12 protein-coding genes and 1 riboswitch are annotated in these 15673 nt (G+C 71.1%); of the genes, 3 read left to right on the top strand and 9 right to left on the bottom strand.

Annotated features, from left to right (window positions below):
• The first annotated feature begins 8 nt into the window (after positions 1-8).
• Positions 9-812: a VOC family protein gene (locus ACFY1E_RS40710; protein WP_389085710.1), complete on the top strand. Its 804-nt coding sequence runs from the start codon at positions 9-11 to the stop codon at positions 810-812.
• A 16-nt stretch (positions 813-828) separates the two neighbouring features.
• Here the strand turns inward: ACFY1E_RS40710 and ACFY1E_RS40705 are convergent, their stop codons facing one another.
• From ACFY1E_RS40705 to ACFY1E_RS40690, 4 genes are read right to left on the bottom strand one after another with little or no spacing between them, the layout of a single operon-like run.
• The gene (locus ACFY1E_RS40705; RefSeq protein ID WP_389085708.1) at positions 829-1476 is read right to left on the bottom strand and encodes a thymidine kinase; all 648 of its coding nucleotides are present in this window, start codon (positions 1474-1476) and stop codon (positions 829-831) included.
• A gap of 45 nt (positions 1477-1521) precedes the next feature.
• The gene (locus ACFY1E_RS40700) at positions 1522-2715 is read right to left on the bottom strand and encodes an alkaline phosphatase family protein (RefSeq protein WP_389085706.1); all 1194 of its coding nucleotides are present in this window, start codon (positions 2713-2715) and stop codon (positions 1522-1524) included.
• Positions 2715-3311: a DUF5998 family protein gene (locus ACFY1E_RS40695; RefSeq protein ID WP_344401760.1), complete on the bottom strand. Its 597-nt coding sequence runs from the start codon at positions 3309-3311 to the stop codon at positions 2715-2717. Before ACFY1E_RS40695 ends, ACFY1E_RS40700 begins: the two co-directional genes overlap by 1 nt.
• Before the next feature lie 52 nt (positions 3312-3363).
• Entirely contained in the window at positions 3364-6192 is a 2829-nt protein-coding gene (locus ACFY1E_RS40690) for a GNAT family N-acetyltransferase (RefSeq protein WP_389085703.1), read from the bottom strand.
• A gap of 208 nt (positions 6193-6400) precedes the next feature.
• Between ACFY1E_RS40690 and ACFY1E_RS40685 the strand changes: the two genes are divergently transcribed.
• Entirely contained in the window at positions 6401-6682 is a 282-nt protein-coding gene (locus tag ACFY1E_RS40685; RefSeq protein WP_030605519.1) for an HPr family phosphocarrier protein, read from the top strand.
• Positions 6683-6822: 140 nt separating this feature from the next.
• Here the strand turns inward: ACFY1E_RS40685 and ACFY1E_RS40680 are convergent, their stop codons facing one another.
• The 4 genes from ACFY1E_RS40680 to ACFY1E_RS40665 form a co-directional block, all read right to left on the bottom strand.
• Positions 6823-7515, bottom strand: coding sequence for a GntR family transcriptional regulator (locus tag ACFY1E_RS40680; RefSeq protein WP_123967956.1), 693 nt, complete (start codon positions 7513-7515; stop codon positions 6823-6825).
• A 186-nt stretch (positions 7516-7701) separates the two neighbouring features.
• Positions 7702-8466 (bottom strand): M23 family metallopeptidase, encoded by a 765-nt coding sequence (locus ACFY1E_RS40675; protein ID WP_389085700.1) that lies wholly within the window; start codon positions 8464-8466, stop codon positions 7702-7704.
• A gap of 12 nt (positions 8467-8478) precedes the next feature.
• A riboswitch (cyclic di-AMP (ydaO/yuaA leader) is annotated at positions 8479-8643 on the bottom strand.
• Positions 8644-8846: 203 nt separating this feature from the next.
• A complete protein-coding gene (locus ACFY1E_RS40670) occupies positions 8847-10235 on the bottom strand; it encodes a M16 family metallopeptidase (RefSeq protein ID WP_389085697.1) in 1389 nt (462 codons plus the stop codon).
• Positions 10232-11635, bottom strand: coding sequence for a M16 family metallopeptidase (locus ACFY1E_RS40665; RefSeq protein WP_389085695.1), 1404 nt, complete (start codon positions 11633-11635; stop codon positions 10232-10234). The genes ACFY1E_RS40670 and ACFY1E_RS40665 overlap by 4 nt, the downstream gene beginning before the upstream one ends.
• A gap of 261 nt (positions 11636-11896) precedes the next feature.
• Between ACFY1E_RS40665 and ACFY1E_RS40660 the strand changes: the two genes are divergently transcribed.
• A complete protein-coding gene (locus ACFY1E_RS40660) occupies positions 11897-14353 on the top strand; it encodes a DNA topoisomerase (ATP-hydrolyzing) subunit A (RefSeq protein ID WP_389085693.1) in 2457 nt (818 codons plus the stop codon).
• Here the strand turns inward: ACFY1E_RS40660 and ACFY1E_RS40655 are convergent.
• The gene (locus ACFY1E_RS40655; protein WP_389085690.1) at positions 14350-15441 is read right to left on the bottom strand and encodes a CobW family GTP-binding protein; all 1092 of its coding nucleotides are present in this window, start codon (positions 15439-15441) and stop codon (positions 14350-14352) included. The genes ACFY1E_RS40660 and ACFY1E_RS40655 overlap by 4 nt on opposite strands.
• Positions 15442-15673: the final 232 nt, after the last annotated feature.

Below are 15673 nucleotides of genomic sequence, written 5' to 3'. Positions count from 1 at the left end.
AGTTGACGATGACGGAGGCACGGGGGTCCGCCGGCCCGAACAGCGAGACGCACGCTCGGCACGCGCCCGGCACGCCCTGCTGGGTGAGCCTGATGGTGCACGGTCTGGCCGCGACCCAGGACTTCTACGGTGAGCTGTTCGGCTGGGAGTTCCAGCCGGGCCCCCAGCAGCTCGGCCCGTACGCGCGGGCCCTGCTCGACGGCTACGAGGTGGCCGGCATCGGCCAGCTGCCACCGGACCGCCATCTGCCGATCGCCTGGACGCCCTACCTCGCCTCGGACGACGTGGACCTGACCGCGGAGACGGTACGGCTGTGCGGCGGCACCGTCGGGGTGGGGCCCCTGGACGCCGGCGAGGCCGGCCGTCTCGCGATCGGCTCGGACCCCGTCGGTGCCGTCTTCGGCATCTGGCAGGCGGCCGAGCACCTCGGCACGGCTCTCACGGGCGTACCCGGCACCCCGGCCTGGAACGAGCTGCTGACCTTCGAGTCGGTGAGCGTGGCCAAGTTCTACGAGACGGTCTTCGGCTACGAGGAGGAGCCGGTCGTCTCCGCCGACTTCGACTACGTGAGCCTGCACATCGAGGGCCGCCCGGTCGCCGGCATCCACGGCGTGGGCACCGCCCTGCCGCGCGACCGCGGCCCGCACTGGATCACGTACTTCGAAGTCGCCGACACGGACGAAGCCGTCGTCCGCCTGGTGGACCTGGGCGGCCACGTCCTCAAGTCCCCCAGGGACAGCGCCCACGGGCGGGTGGCCACGGTCGCCGACCCGGAGGGCGCCCGCTTCTCACTGATCCAGAGCCCGCAGTAGGGGCCGGGCAGTCCTTCTAGCTCTGCGACACCGGCAGCACGTCCGGGGACAGGGCCGCCGAGCCCGACGTCGCCGCCGTCATGCGGCGGCGGTGGTGGCGGCGGCACAGCACCTCGTAGCCGACGGCCTCCGGCTGGTTGACATCGCCGACGACGACCTGTGCACCCTCGACGACCATGGCGCCGCCCACCGTGCGGGCGTTGTGCGTGGCGCGGGCGCCGCACCAGCACAGGGCCTCCACCTGGAGGACCTCGACGCGGTCGGCCAGTTCCACCAGGCGCTGGGAGCCGGGGAACAGCTTGGTGCGGAAGTCGGTCGTGATGCCGAAGGCGTAGACGTCCAGGCCCAGGTCGTCGACCACGCGCGCGAGTTGGTCTATCTGCTCCGGGGCCAGGAACTGCGCCTCGTCCGCGATGACGTAGTCCGCGCGGCCGCCCTGCGAGAGGTGGTCGACGAGGTAGGCGTACAGGTCCTGTCCGTCCTCGACCTCGACCGCGTCCGTGACCAGGCCGAGGCGGGAGGAGAGCTTGCCCTCGCCCGCGCGGTCGTCACGGGTGAAGATCATCCCTGCCAGGCCGCGCGCCGAGCGGTTGTGCTCGATCTGCAGAGCCAGCGTCGACTTCCCGCAGTCCATGGTTCCGGAGAAGAACACCAGCTCGGGCATGGGGAGTTGAGCACCTTTCGGTGGAGGGGATCGGAGGAGTGGGCCTCAGGAGCGTACTTCGAGCAGGGGGACCAGTTGTTCGGCAGGGGTCATCGAGCCGTGGTTGCCGACCATCGCCGACTCCTTGGGCTCCCGCTCGGAGGCGATGATCAGGACGTCGTCTCGGGCGGCCGCCACCACATCGCCGATGCGGGCGTACACGCGTTCGTCGATGTGCGGTCCGAACCAGCCCGCAGCGATCGCCTCGTCCCGCGAGGCCACCCAGAACTGCTCGCCGAGCACCTCGCGCCAGACGGTGAGTACGTCGTTCCCGGCGCCCGGGACCGCGTACACGTGCCGGGCGCGGCCCTCGCCGCCCAGCAGGGCGACGCCGGCGCGCAGTTCCCAGTCCTCGTCGAAGTCGATGCGGTGCTCTTCGTCGAAGGGGATGTCGACCATGCCGTGGTCGGCGGTGACGTACAGCGCGGTGCGCGGCGGGAGTTGCTCGGCGAGGCGCTGGACGAGGCGGTCGACGTGCATGAGCTGGCCGCGCCAGGTGTCCGACTCGACGCCGTAGCGGTGGCCGGCGCCGTCGAGTTCGGCGTAGTACGTGTAGACCAAGGAGCGGTCGCCGGCGGCCAGTTGCGCGGCTGCGAGGTCCATGCGGTCCTCGCCGGACAGCCGGCCGTGGAACGTTCCGCCGCTGAGGGCGACCTGGGTCAGCGGGGTGTTCTCGAAGGTCGGCGACGTCACCTGGGCCGCGTGCACCCCGGCCTGTTCGGCCAGCTGGAAGACGGTGGGGTACGGCTGCCAGGCGCGCGGTGACGCCCACGGCCGCCAGCGCAGCTGGTTCATCAGCTCGCCGGTCTCCGGATTGCGCACGGTGTAGCCGGGCAGGCCGTGCACACCGGGCGGCAGACCGGTGCCGACGGAGGCGAGGGAGGTCGCGGTGGTCGCCGGGTAGCCGGTGGTCAGGGGGCGGCCGGTGCCGCCGCGCGAGGTGCCGAGGAGCGAGGTCATGAAGGGCGCCTCGTCCGGGTGCGCCTTCAGCTGCTCCCAGCCGAGCCCGTCGATCAGGAACACGCAGTTCCGGTCGGCGGGGGTCAGCTCGGTGATCGCGGCGGTCATGTCCGGTACGGCCATGCCGGCGGCCAGTGTGGGCAGCAGGTCGGCGAGGGAGCCGCTGCCGTACTCGGGCTGTGGCGCGGAGTCGACGGCGAGGGGTTCCGGGTGGGTGTCCCAGGGAGCGGACTGCGACATCAGCGGGTGGTGTCCGCGGTGGCCTCGGAGAGCGACTGGGCGAAGGCGAGCGCCTGGCGGACGGTCTCCGGTCCGTCACCGGCCTCGCTGACGCGCAGGCTGAGGTCGTCCGCCGTCGAGTTGCCCGTGTAGCCGTGGTCGGCCTCGCAGTTGGGGTCGCCGCAGGCGGCCGGCTCGAGGTCGATGCGCGAGACGGCGCCCCAGCCGATGGTGAGGACGACCTCGCGGGGCAGGGTGCCCGGCTGGTACTGCTCCGGGTTGGCGACCACGCGGCTGACCACGACCGAGGAGATCCGGCCGAGCTTCACGGACTCCGTCGAGGTCGTGGCGTAGGGGGTGGGGGAGGTGGTGTCCGCGGCCTGCTCGTCGGTGTGGCTGACGATGAAGCGGTTGCCGGTGAGGACGAGCACCGTGACGTGGCGCCGCACCTCGTTCGCGTCGAACGTGGTCTCCTGGTGGACCAGGTACGACCGGATGGGCTCGCCGCCCACGGCGGCCTCCACCGCCTCGGCCACGAGGGCCGGGTAGTAGCCGCTGCGCTCGATCGCCGCGCGCAGCCCCTGGGTCGTCGTACTGGTCTTGGCCATGACGTCCATCCTACGGGGGTGCACTGACTGCGAGGCACCGGTCAGCGTCTCCGTGGACGTCTCAGTAGACGGGAAGGGTGCGCGGCCCGAGGTCGTCGCGGGCCGGTGGCGGCGCGAGGCGGACGGAGGCGCCGAGGACGGTGAGACCTCGGGGTGCGACGACGACCGGCTCCAGGGTCACGGCGACGACCTCGGGGTGGTCGTCGACCAGTCTGGACACCCTGAGCAGCAGCTCCTCCAGTGCAGGGGTGTCGACCGGGGTGGAGCCGCGCCAGCCGAACAGGAGCGGTGCCGTCCGGATCGACCGGACCAGCGAGGCCGCCTCCCGGTCGGTGACCGGGACCAGCCGGTGCGCCATGTCGCCGAGCAGCTGGGAGGCGGCCCCGGCGAGCCCGAAGGACAGGACGGCCCCGGCCGCCGGGTCGATGACGGCCCGTACCACCGTGTCCACGCCGCGTGGTGCCATCCCCTGCACCACCGGCCGAAGCTCCTCCGGCTTCCCGAACAGCTCGGTCAACTCGGCGTACGTGCGCCGCAGTTGCTCCTCGTCCGCGAGATCCAGACGTACGCCGCCGAGGTCGGCGCGGTGGCGCAGGTGCGGGGCGGTGGCCTTGAGGGCGACGGGGTAGCCGAGGGACTCGGCGGCCCGGACGGCGTCGTCCGGGGTGAACGCGGGCACCGCTCTGCGCACGGGGATGCCGTACTGCCCGAGCAGCTCGCAGGTGTCCTCGGTGCCGAGTGTGAGCCCCTGCCCGCGCGCGAGCATCCGGCCGATGAGCCGGGCGGCTCCCTTCTCGTCGATGTCCTCGTACTCGGGCACCTTGCCGGGGTCGGCGCTGTCGCGGCGCCACTGCGCGTACTTCACGGCTTCGCCGAGGGCACGGACGGCGCGCTCGGCGGCGGGGTAGGCGGGGATGAGGCGGGAGCAGCCGGCGGGGGCCGGGGGTTCCTGTGCGCGGGCCGGAGGGGGCAGTTGCTGTGAGGGGCGCAGCCGGCGGGTGGCGGTCGCCGTGGTGTCCGGCTGCGGTGCGGTGCTGGTCGCGGCCGACAGGGCCTCCGCGAGGCCGCCGAGCTCCACGTGCACCACCAGTACGGGCTTGCCCGGAACGGACTCGGCGGCCGATCGCAGCGCCTCCGCCAGCTCGGCGTCCCCCGGCGACCCCTCACCGATCGCCGGGATAGCCGTCACCACCACCGCATCGCACGCGTCGTCCCCGAGGGCCCGCAGCAGCGCCTGGTGGAAGTCCTCGGCCGAGGCCCCGGTGGTCAGGTCCAGTGGCCTGAGGGGCCTGAGCCCCTCGGAGAGGCAGGCGTCGTACGTCAGCAGCCCGAGGGACTCGGAGTTCCCGAGGATCGCGACCCGTGGACCCGCAGGCAGGGGCTGCCGTGCGAGCAGCAGGCCCGCGTCGACCAGCTCGGTGATCGTGTCCACGCGGATCAGGCCGGCCTGCCCGAGCAGCGCGGACACCGTCGCGTGCGGCAACCGGGTGGCCCGTACGGCATGTCCCTGTGGGGCGGAACCTGCGCCCTGGACCACGACCAGGGGTTTCGCGGCGGCCGTGCGACGGGCGAGGCGGGTGAACTTGCGCGGGTTGCCGATGGACTCCAGGTACATGAGGACGACATCGGTGTCGGGGTCGTCGTACCAGTACTGGATGACGTCGTTGCCGGACACGTCCGCGCGGTTGCCGGACGACACGAAGGTGGACACGCCCGTGACTCCGGTGACACCGCCGCCGCGTCGCTGCAGCCGGGACAGCAGCGCGATGCCGATGGCGCCGGACTGGGCGAACAGACCGATCCGGCCGGGGCGGGGCATCTCGGGGGCGAGTGAGGCGTTCAGCCGTACCTCGGAGGACGTGTTGATGATCCCGAAGGCGTTCGGCCCGATGATCCGCATGCCGTACGTGCGCGCGCGCCGTACGAGTTCGCGCTGGCGCTCGCGCCCCTCGGGCCCGCTCTCGGCGTACCCGGCGGAGACGACGACGAGTCCCTGCACGCCGTGCTCTCCGCACTCGGTGACGGCCTCGGGGACGTGCTCGGCAGGCACGGCGACGACCGCGAGGTCGACGGGGCCGTCGATGTCCCGCACGGAGCGGTGGGCGGGGACGCCGTCGAGCTCCTTGACGTCTTCGGGGAGCGCCTTGTTCACGGCGTACAGCGCCCCGGTGAAGCCTGCGTCTCGGATGTTGTCGAGGATGCTGCGGCCCACGCCTCCGGGGGCGCGGCCGGCGCCGACGACGGCGACCGAGCCGGGCACGAGCAGCCGTCGTACGGACCGCGCCTCGGCGCGCTGCTCACGCGCGCGCTGGACCGCGAGGGAGCGGTCGGTGGGTTCGAGGTCGAACTCCAGGCGTACGACGCCGTCCTCGAAGCTGCGCTTCTGGGTGTACCCGGCGTCCGTGAACACCTTGATCATCTTGGTGTTGGCGGGCAGCACCTCGGCGGCGAAGCGGCGGATGCCACGCTCCCTGGCGACCGCGGCGATGTGTTCGAGGAGAGCGGAGGCGACACCGCGCCCCTGGTGGGCGTCCTGCACGAGGAAGGCGACCTCGGCCTCGTCGGCCGGGGCCGACGCGGGCATGCCGTCGGCGCCGATGCGGTCATAGCGTACGGTGGCGATGAACTCGCCGCCGACCGTGGCCGCGAGTCCCACCCGGTCCACAAAGTCGTGGTGCGTGAAGCGGTGGACGTCCTTGGCGGACAGACGAGGGTAGGGCGCGAAGAAGCGGTAGTACTTCGACTCGTCCGAAACCTGCTCGTAGAAGCTGACCAGGCGCTCGGCGTCATCAACGGTGATGGGGCGGATGCGCGCGGTGCCGCCGTCGCGCAGCACCACGTCGGCCTCCCAGTGGGCGGGGTACTCGTGCCGGTCCGGCGAGGTCTGCATGGGCCCCAGAGTACGGCTCGCGTCCGACAACGGCGCGGGGCAGTCTGTGGAGAACAGGGCAGTCCGTCGGGAAGAGAACAAGGACGGAAGTCGGGCCGAGGCCGCGGCCCGACTGCCCACCCCGGACGGGACACAGGACCGCTCCGGAGACGCTTCACGTATGGGAAACTGGTCTAGACAACCCTGAGACTCTGAAGGGCAGCATCACATGGCTGAGCGCCGCGTCAACGTCGGCTGGGCCGAGGGCCTCCACGCCCGCCCCGCTTCCATCTTCGTCCGGGCCGCCACGGCCGCAGGTATCCCGGTGACGATCGCCAAGGCCGACGGCAACCCCGTCAACGCGGCCTCCATGCTGGCCGTTCTCGGCCTGGGCGCCCAGGGCGGCGAGGAGATCGTCCTCGCCTCCGAGGCCGAGGGTGCGGACGTCGCCCTCGACCGGCTGGCCAAGCTGGTCTCCGAGGGGCTCGAGGAGCTTCCCGAGACCGTCTGATCACGGCACCACAGAAGGGCTCGTCCGAATTGCCGGGCGAGCCCTTTGCTTTTCCCGCACAGGGGCGATGGAATTACCGATCGCGGGCAGCAGAAATAATGCCCCCGCGAATTGTTCCCTCTTTGTATACGGCGCCCGTGTTAATGCCGCAGGCCCGACATGTTTACGGCATGTTGCGAGTTCCTCACACCGTTCGCCCGCTCGGGGCCGCCGAACCGCAGCCGGTGCACGGCGCTCGAACGCTCGGTGTGCAACGTCGTCACCGCCCGCGCGCGCTCGCTGTCGCCGCGGGCCACGGCGTCGACGATCGCGCCGTGCTCCGCCCAGGACTCCACGGGGTTGGCCGGCGCCTCCACGGCGTACATCCAGGCGATCTTGTGGCGCAGCTGGGTCAGCATCGAGGTCAGCGCGGGGCTGCCGGAGGCCTGGGCGAGCGTCTCGTGGAACCAGCCCCCCAGGGAGCGCAGATCCTCGCTGTTGCCCCTCCTGGCCCGCTCCTGGCCCAGTCTGACCAGGCCGCGCAGCACCTTGAGATGGGCGTCGGTGCGCCGCTGGGCGGCCCGGGAGGCGCCGAGCGGTTCCAGCAGCATGCGCATCTCCAGCAGGTCGGCGGCCTCCTGCTCGGTCGGTTCCGCGACGCACGCGCCCGCGTGCCGCCGGGTCACCACGAAGCCCTCGGCCTCCAGGGTGCGCAGGGCCTCGCGCACGGGGACGCGCGAGACGCCGTAGCGGCGCGCGAGGAGTTCCTCGGTGAGCCGGCTGCCGCGCTCGTAGACACCGGCGACGATGTCGTCCCGGATCGCCGTGCACACCGAGTGCGCCGGAATACGCATGACCGACCTCCGACTTAATCCCCGTGAAACGTCGATGATTGACGTGTATCGGTGACTCTATTGCACGGAGCCGGAATTTCCGACGGCGGGCCGGAATCCATGGATATTTTTTGGACAGCAGGGTGGCAGAAACGCCGAAAGCCCCGGCTCGGGAGCCGGGGCTTCAGCAGATCTTGCGATCCGTCGTCAGACGTTCACGCCGTGCGAGCGCAGGTAGGCGACGGGGTCGATGTCCGAGCCGTACTCGGGGGTCGTACGGGCCTCGAAGTGCAGGTGCGGTCCGGTGGTGTTGCCGGTCGCGCCGGAGAGGCCTATCGGCTGGCCCGGCGTGACCCTCTGGCCCACCGAGACGCCGATGGACGACAGATGGCCGTACTGGGTGTAGGTGCCGTCGTTCATCTTGATCACGATCTGGTTGCCGTAGGCGCCGCCCCATCCGGTCTGGACGACGGTGCCGGCGCCGACCGCGTGGACGGTCGTGCCGCTCGCGGCGTGGAAGTCGATGCCGGTGTGGCTGCCGGAGGACCACAGGGAGCTGCTGGCCCGGTAGCCGGTGGAGACGTACGAGTTCGATATCGGCGCCACGAACGTGTTGAGGCGCTTGCGCTCGGCCTCGCGGGCGGCGCGCTCCTTGGCCTCGCGCTCCTGCTTGGCCTGGGCGGCGGCCTTCTCGCGTGCCGCCTCCAGGGCCGCCTTCTTGAGCGCGGCCTCCTCGGCGGCCTGCTTCTGGGCGTCGGCCTGGGCGTCGATCTTGTCGGCGATGGTGTCGCCGATGGTGATGACGGGGGTGAGGCCGGTCTGCTCGACGGCGGTGTCGGCGGCGAGCGCGGGGGCTGCGAGGGTGCCGATGACGCCGGTGGCGGCGAGAGCCGCGACGCCGGCGGCGCGGGTGGTGGTGCGGTGCATCCGTGTGGGACGCCGGTGCTTCCCGGTGGCGCGCGTGAACGCCATGTAGTGGCTGATCCTTTCCTTCCCTCTCGCCTACCGGGTTAGCTGACGGGTTCGGAGCAGGAAGGTCTCCTACGGACCCCCTCGCTGCACGCGCGGGCGTCCGATTCACCCCAGGGACTGCGGTGGGTCCCCGGCTCCCCTGGCTCGCGCCGTACGGGGACTCGGCGATGGCTGTCCGGTGCCGCGGATGCGGCGCGGTGCCTGACGGACAGCCCGGAAGACGCTAAGCGGGGTCGCTTTCAATCCCCAAACAGATCACGGCGTTTGTAGCGCATCCCACAGGGCAGACAGGCAACTCTCCTTCGATTCTCTGCCAATTCGGACATAAGACGGCCCTGGTGACGCATCCGTCACCAGGGCCACGCCACGCGCGCGTGCCGCTACTCGGCCGACACCACCGTGACTTCACCGATCCCGAGCGCCTCGACGGGCTCCTTGATCTGGGCCGCGTCACCGACGAGAACGGTCACCAGACGGTCCACCGGGAAGGCGTTCACGACCGCCGCGGTGGCCTCCACGGTGCCGGTCGCGGCGAGCTGCTGGTACAGCTTCGCCTGGTAGTCGTCGGGCAGGTGCTGCTCCACCTGGTCGGCCAGCGTGCTCGCGACGGCCGCCGCCGTCTCGTACTTCAGCGGCGCCACACCGACGAGGTTCTGCACGGCGACATCGCGCTCGGCGTCGGTGAGGCCGCCCTCGGCGAGCGTGCGCAGCACCTTCCAGAGGTCGTCGAGCGCCGGGCCGGTGTTCGGGGTGTCGACGGAGCCGCTGATGGCGAGCATCGCGGCACCGGAGCCGTCCGGGGCGGACCTGAGGACCTGACCGAACGCGCGCACACCGTAGGTGTAGCCCTTCTCCTCGCGCAGGACGCGGTCCAGACGCGAGGTGAGGGTGCCGCCGAGGCAGTACGTGCCGAGCACCTGGGCGGGCCACACGCGGTCGTGCCGGTCGGCGCCGACCCGGCCGATGAGCAGCTGTGTCTGCACGGCGCCGGGACGGTCGACGATGATCACGCGCCCGGTGTCGTCGGCGGTCACCGGCGGCACGGGGCGGGGTTCGGCCTTGGAGCCGGTCCAGGCGCCCAGGGTGTCGCCGAGCAGCGCGTCCAGGTCGATGCCGGTCAGGTCGCCGACGATGACCGCGGTGGCCGTGGCGGGCCGGACATGGCGGTCGTAGAAGGCGCGTACGGCCGCCGCGTCGATCTTCTCGACCGTCTCCTCGGTGCCCTGGCGCGGGCGCGACATGCGCGAGGTCGCCGGGAACAGCTCCTTGGAGAGTTCCTTGGCGGCACGGCGGGAGGGGTTGGCCAGCTCGTGCGGGATCTCGTCCAGGCGGTTGCGGACCAGCCGCTCGACCTCGCTGTCGGCGAACGCGGGCGCCCTGAGGGCGTCGGCGAGCAGACCGAGCGCCTTGGGGAGACGGGAGGCCGGGACCTCCAGGCTCAGTCGCACGCCCGGGTGGTCGGCGTGCGAGTCGAGCGTGGCGCCGCAGCGCTCCAGCTCGGCGGCGAACTCCTCGGCGGAGTGCTTGTCGGTGCCCTCGGAGAAAGCCCGCGCCATGATCGTGGCGACGCCTTCGAAACCGGCCGGCTCGGCCTCCAGGGGCGCGTCCAGGAGCACCTCGACGGCGACGACCTGCTGGCCGGGGCGGTGGCAGCGCAGGACGGTCAGGCCGTTGTCGAGCGCGCCGCGCTCGGGGGACGGGAAAGCCCACGGCTTGGCCTCGCCCGCCCGGGGCTGCGGGTGGAACTGCATCGTGGCGAGCTCGGTCACTTGGCCGCCTCCTCGTTCTGGTCGGTGGCTTCCACCGTGGCTTCGGACTCGGGGTCTTCGGGGAAGTCCTCGTCCTGGGTGTGCTCCGCGGACTCGGGCGAGAGCGGCTCGTAGACGAGCACCGCGCGGTTGTCGGGGCGCAGGCGGGCCTTGGCGACCTCCTGGACCTCCTCGGCCGTCACCTCCAGGACGCGCTGGACGGCGGTGAGGGCGAGCTGCGGGTCGCCGAAGAGGACGGCGTACCGGCACAGTTCGTCGGCGCGGCCCGCGACCGTGCCGAGCCGGTCCAGCCACTCGCGCTCCAACTGGGCCTGGGCGCGCTCCATTTCCTCGGCCGTGGGGCCCTCCGCGGCGAACCGGGCGAGCTCCTCGTCGATGGCGGCCTCGATGACCGGCACCTCGACGTCACCGGAGGTCTTCACGTCCAGCCAGCCCAGGGAGGGCGCTCCGGCCAGCCGGAGCAGGCCGAATCCGGCCGCGACGGCCGTACGGTCGCGCCGTACGAGCCGGTTGTAGAGGCGGGAGGACTCGCCGCCGCCGAGGACGGTGAGCGCCAGGTCGGCGGCGTCCGCCTCGCGCGTGCCGTCCTGCGGCAGCCGGTAGGCCGCCATCAGGGCGCGCGCCGGCACCTCCTCCTCGATGACCTCGCGCAACTGCTCACCGATGATCTCGGGCAGCGAGCCGTCGCGGGGCTCCGGCTTCCCGTCGTGCGGGGCGATGGACCCGAAGTACTTCTCGATCCAGGCGAGCGTCTGCTCCGGGTCGATGTCGCCGACGACCGAGAGGACGGCGTTGTTGGGCGCGTAGTACGTGCGGAAGAACGCGCGCGCGTCCTCCAGGGTCGCCGCGTCCAGGTCGGCCATCGAGCCGATCGGCGTGTGGTGGTAGGGGTGGCCCTCCGGGTAGGCGAGGGCGGTCAGCCTCTCGAAGGCCGTGCCGTACGGCACGTTGTCGTAGCGCTGCCTGCGCTCGTTCTTGACGACGTCCCGCTGGTTCTCCATGGACTCGTCGTCGAGGGCGGCGAGCAGGGAGCCCATCCGGTCGGCCTCCAGCCAGAGGGCGAGTTCCAACTGGTGCGCGGGCATGGTCTCGAAGTAGTTGGTGCGCTCGAAGCTGGTGGTGCCGTTCAGCGAGCCGCCGGCGCCCTGCACCAGCTCGAAGTGCCCGTTGCCCCTGACCTGACCGGAGCCCTGGAACATCAGGTGCTCGAAAAGGTGAGCCAGGCCGGTACGTCCCTTGACTTCGTGGCGCGAGCCGACGTCGTACCAGAGGCACACCGCCGCGACCGGGGTCAGGTGATCCTCTGAGAGCACCACGCGCAGGCCGTTGGCCAGGCGGTGCTCGGTCGCTGTCAGGCCCCCGGTGCCTGCCTGGTCTGTGGCCGTGTGACCCATGGGCATGTACGTCCCTTCGCCTCGCGGATGCGGTGCTTCGAACCGCGGTTTTCCTGCCGGTCCTGCCACTGTATGCAAGCGTGCAGATCGTCGGCGAAGTTCCCGGGCGACGTACGCCCACAGCGGATCGCGTAGCCTTCCGCCACGCCGGGAACCTACTTCGACGCCAGGTCCTCGTCCGCGTTGTCAGTGCCGCGGTCCACAATGGTCGCGTCAGAACCCGTTCACGCTTCAGCGCGAGCAGCCAGAAAAGAGGAGCCGGCAGCGATGGCCCGCCGCAGCACGAAGACCCCGCCGCCCGACGACTCGTTCGAGGAGCGCATCCTCGACATCGACGTCGTCGACGAGATGCAGGGCTCCTTCCTCGAGTACGCGTACTCGGTCATCTACTCCCGAGCCCTGCCCGACGCCCGCGACGGCCTCAAGCCGGTCCACCGCCGCATCGTCTACCAGATGAACGAGATGGGGCTGCGCCCCGACCGCGGCTATGTGAAGTGTGCGCGCGTGGTCGGCGAGGTCATGGGCAAGCTGCACCCGCACGGCGACGCGTCGATCTACGACGCCCTGGTACGCATGGCCCAGCCCTTCTCCATGCGCGTGCCGCTCGTCGACGGCCACGGCAACTTCGGCTCGCTGGGCAACGACGACCCGCCGGCCGCCATGCGGTACACCGAGTGCCGGCAGGCCCAGGCGACGAGCCTGATGACGGAGTCGATCGACGAGGACACGGTCGACTTCGCACCCAATTACGACGGCCAGGAGCAGGAGCCGGTCGCTCTGCCCGCGGCCTTCCCGAACCTGCTGGTGAACGGCTCGTCGGGCATCGCGGTCGGCATGGCGACGAACATGCCGCCGCACAACCTCGCCGAGGTCATCGCGGCCGCCCGGCACCTGATCCGCTACCCGGGCGCGGACCTCGACGCCCTGATGAAGCACGTTCCCGGCCCGGACCTGCCCACCGGCGGCCGCATCGTGGGCCTCTCCGGCATCCGGGACGCGTACGAGACGGGCCGCGGCACCTTCAAGATTCGTGCCACGGTCGAGATCGAGACCGTCACCGCCCGCCGCAAGGGCCTGGTCGTCACCGAACTGCCCTTCACGGTCGGCCCGGAGAAGGTGATCGCCAAGATCAAGGACCTGGTCGGTTCGAAGAAGATCCAGGGCATCGCCGACGTCAAGGACCTCACCGACCGCGAGCACGGCCTGCGCCTGGTCATCGAGATCAAGAACGGCTTCGTGCCGGAGGCCGTCCTGGAGCAGCTGTACAAGCTGACGCCGATGGAGGAGTCCTTCGGCATCAACAACGTCGCACTGGTGGACGGCCAGCCGCTCACCCTGGGCCTCAAGGAGCTCCTGGAGGTCTACCTCGACCACCGCTTCGAGGTCGTGCGCCGCCGCAGCGAGTTCCGCCGCACCAAGCGCCGCGACCGGCTGCACCTGGTGGAGGGCCTGCTCACCGCGCTCGTCGACATCGACGAGGTCATCCGGCTGATCCGCTCCAGCGAGAACAGCGCGCAGGCGAAGGAACGCCTGATGGAGCGCTTCTCGCTCTCGGAGATCCAGACCCAGTACATCCTCGACACGCCGCTGCGCCGTCTCACCAAGTACGACCGCATCGAGCTGGAGTCGGAGAAGGAGAAGCTGAACGCGGAGATCGCGGAGCTGACCCGGATCCTGGAGTCGGACGCGGAGCTGCGCAAGCTGGTCTCCTCCGAACTGGCCGCGGTGGCCAAGAAGTTCGGCACCGAGCGGCGTACGGTCCTGCTGGAGGCCTCGGGTGCCCCGGCGGCCGCCGTACCGCTGCAGGTCGCGGACGACCCGTGCCGGGTACTGCTCTCCTCCACTGGCCTGCTGGCCCGCACGTCGAACGGCGAGCCCTTCCCGGAGGACGCCGACGCCCGGCGCACCAAGCACGACGTGATCGTCTCGGCGGTCCCGGCGACGGCACGCGGCGAGATCGGCGCGGTGACCTCCTCCGGCCGCCTCCTGCGGATCAACGTCGTCGACCTTCCCCAGCTGCCGGAGACGGCGTCGGCGCCGAACCTCTCCGGCGGTGCGCCCCTGTCGGAGTTCCTCTCCCTGGAGGACGACGAGACGGTGGTCTGCCTGACCACGCTGGACGAGTCCTCCCCCGGCCTGGCCCTCGGCACCGAACAGGGCGTCGTCAAGCGTGTGGTCCCCGACTACCCGTCCAACAAGGAGGAGTTGGAGGTCATCACGCTGAAGGAGGGCGACCGGATCGTCGGCGCGGTCGAGCTGCGCACCGGTGAGGAGGACCTGGTCTTCATCACGGACGACGCGCAGCTGCTGCGCTACCAGGCCTCGCAGGTCCGGCCCCAGGGCCGACCGGCGGGCGGTATGGCGGGCATCAAGCTCACCGAGGGCGCGAAGGTGATCTCCTTCACCGCGGTGGACCCGGCGGCGGATGCGGTCGTGTTCACGGTCGCGGGCTCGCGCGGCACGCTCGACGACTCGGTCCAGACGACGGCCAAGCTCACCCCGTTCGACCAGTACCCGCGCAAGGGCCGCGCCACCGGCGGCGTGCGCTGCCAGCGGTTCCTGAAGGGCGAGGACTGCCTCTCCCTGGCCTGGGCGGGTGCCGTCCCGGCCAAGGCGGCCCAGAAGAACGGCACCCCGGCCGACCTCCCCGAGATCGACCCGCGCCGCGACGGCTCGGGCGTGTCCCTGCCGAAGACGGTGGCGGTGGTGGCGGGCCCCGTCTAGGCCGGCGGCTCCACGAGATCCTCTTCCGGATCCTGTACGTAGCGCAGGACGCCCCACATACCGTGCTCGTCGGCGGTGTGCGGGGCGTCGCTGTTGCACGCCTCGAGTTCCTTGCCGAGGGCGGGCGCGTCGATGCCGGAGCCGATGAGGACCAGCTGGGTGAGGCGGGCGTCGCCCGGCGCCCAGGGCTCCGGGTAGAACCGGAGGAAGCGCCCCACCGCGTGCACGGCGTAGCGGTTGTGGACGTCGTACGCCCCGAAGTCGACGTACCCCTTGATCCGGTACAGCCCCTCGGGCCTGCTGTCGAGGAACTCCATCAACCGGCGTGGGTCCAGGGGCACTTCGGAGCTGAAGGACAGGCTGTCGTAGGCCGCGTGCAGATGATCGGCGTGGCCGTGCTCGCCATATTCCTCATGTTCACCGTCTTCGCCGTGTTCGTGCAGGTCGTCGAAGGACAGCTGCCCGATGCGCTCCTCGCTGGGCCTGCAGTCGAAGAGGAACTCGGGGTCGATGCGGCCGTAGGCGGCCGGGACGACGGCTGCGCGGTCCACGAGGGAGCGGACGACCCGGAGGACGCGCTCTGCGTCCGGCACCCGGTCGATCTTGTTGACGACGGCGAGGTCGGCAAGGGCGAGATGCCGGTCGACCTCGGGGTGCTTCACACGCGTGTCGTCGAACTCGGCGGCGTCGACGACCTCGACGAGGCCGCCGTAGACGATCCCCGGTTGCTCGCTGGCGAGCACCATGCGCACGAGTTCCTGGGGCTCGGCGAGGCCGCTGGCCTCGATCACGATGACGTCGATGCCGGCGGAGGGCCGGGCGAGCCGCTCGAGGTAGAGGTCGAGCTCGCTGACGTCCACGGCACAGCACAGACAGCCGTTTCCGAGCGAGACGGTGGAATCGCCGAGCGCTCCGGCCACCGCCATGGCGTCGATCTCGATGGCGCCGAAGTCATTGACGACGGCTCCGATACGGCTGCCGCCGCTGTGATGGAGGAGGTGGTTGAGGAGGGTGGTCTTGCCGGAGCCCAGGAATCCGGCGAGTACGACGACCGGGATCTGCCGGGGGCTGTGGCTCGGCTGACTCAACGTGCGACCTCTCTGACACCGACGCGTGCACCGGATCGCGCTCCCGGCGCACGAACGAGAATTGAATGCCGGACCAGGATACGAGCCGGAATAATCACCGCGAAGTGAACGATTGTTAGCAGCACTTGCGGGGCAGACGTTGGGCAAGGCGCCGGAGCGTGCGACCCTCGCTTCCCTCCGTGCGCCTCCTCTCCGCCTCCCTGCCGACCAGAGCCGCTCGGCACCCTGGGAG

It is taken from the genome of Streptomyces sp. NPDC001604 (assembly GCF_042893475.1).
Classification (GTDB): domain Bacteria; phylum Actinomycetota; class Actinomycetes; order Streptomycetales; family Streptomycetaceae; genus Streptomyces.
Note: the sequence above shows the minus strand (reverse complement) of the source record. Positions and strands in the feature narration are given on the sequence as shown.

Bases quoted from the DNA above. Each gene is read 5' to 3' on its own strand.
- ACFY1E_RS40710 (WP_389085710.1), top strand. From the start codon at position 9: ATGACGGAGGCACGGGGGTCCGCCGGCCCGAACAGCGAGACGCACGCT.
- ACFY1E_RS40705 (WP_389085708.1), bottom strand. From the start codon at position 1,476: ATGCCCGAGCTGGTGTTCTTCTCCGGAACCATGGACTGCGGGAAGTCG.
- ACFY1E_RS40700 (WP_389085706.1), bottom strand. From the start codon at position 2,715: ATGTCGCAGTCCGCTCCCTGGGACACCCACCCGGAACCCCTCGCCGTC.
- ACFY1E_RS40695 (WP_344401760.1), bottom strand. From the start codon at position 3,311: ATGGACGTCATGGCCAAGACCAGTACGACGACCCAGGGGCTGCGCGCG.
- ACFY1E_RS40690 (WP_389085703.1), bottom strand. From the start codon at position 6,192: ATGCAGACCTCGCCGGACCGGCACGAGTACCCCGCCCACTGGGAGGCC.
- ACFY1E_RS40685 (WP_030605519.1), top strand. From the start codon at position 6,401: ATGGCTGAGCGCCGCGTCAACGTCGGCTGGGCCGAGGGCCTCCACGCC.
- ACFY1E_RS40680 (WP_123967956.1), bottom strand. From the start codon at position 7,515: ATGCGTATTCCGGCGCACTCGGTGTGCACGGCGATCCGGGACGACATC.
- ACFY1E_RS40675 (WP_389085700.1), bottom strand. From the start codon at position 8,466: ATGGCGTTCACGCGCGCCACCGGGAAGCACCGGCGTCCCACACGGATG.
- ACFY1E_RS40665 (WP_389085695.1), bottom strand. From the start codon at position 11,635: ATGCCCATGGGTCACACGGCCACAGACCAGGCAGGCACCGGGGGCCTG.
- ACFY1E_RS40660 (WP_389085693.1), top strand. From the start codon at position 11,897: ATGGCCCGCCGCAGCACGAAGACCCCGCCGCCCGACGACTCGTTCGAG.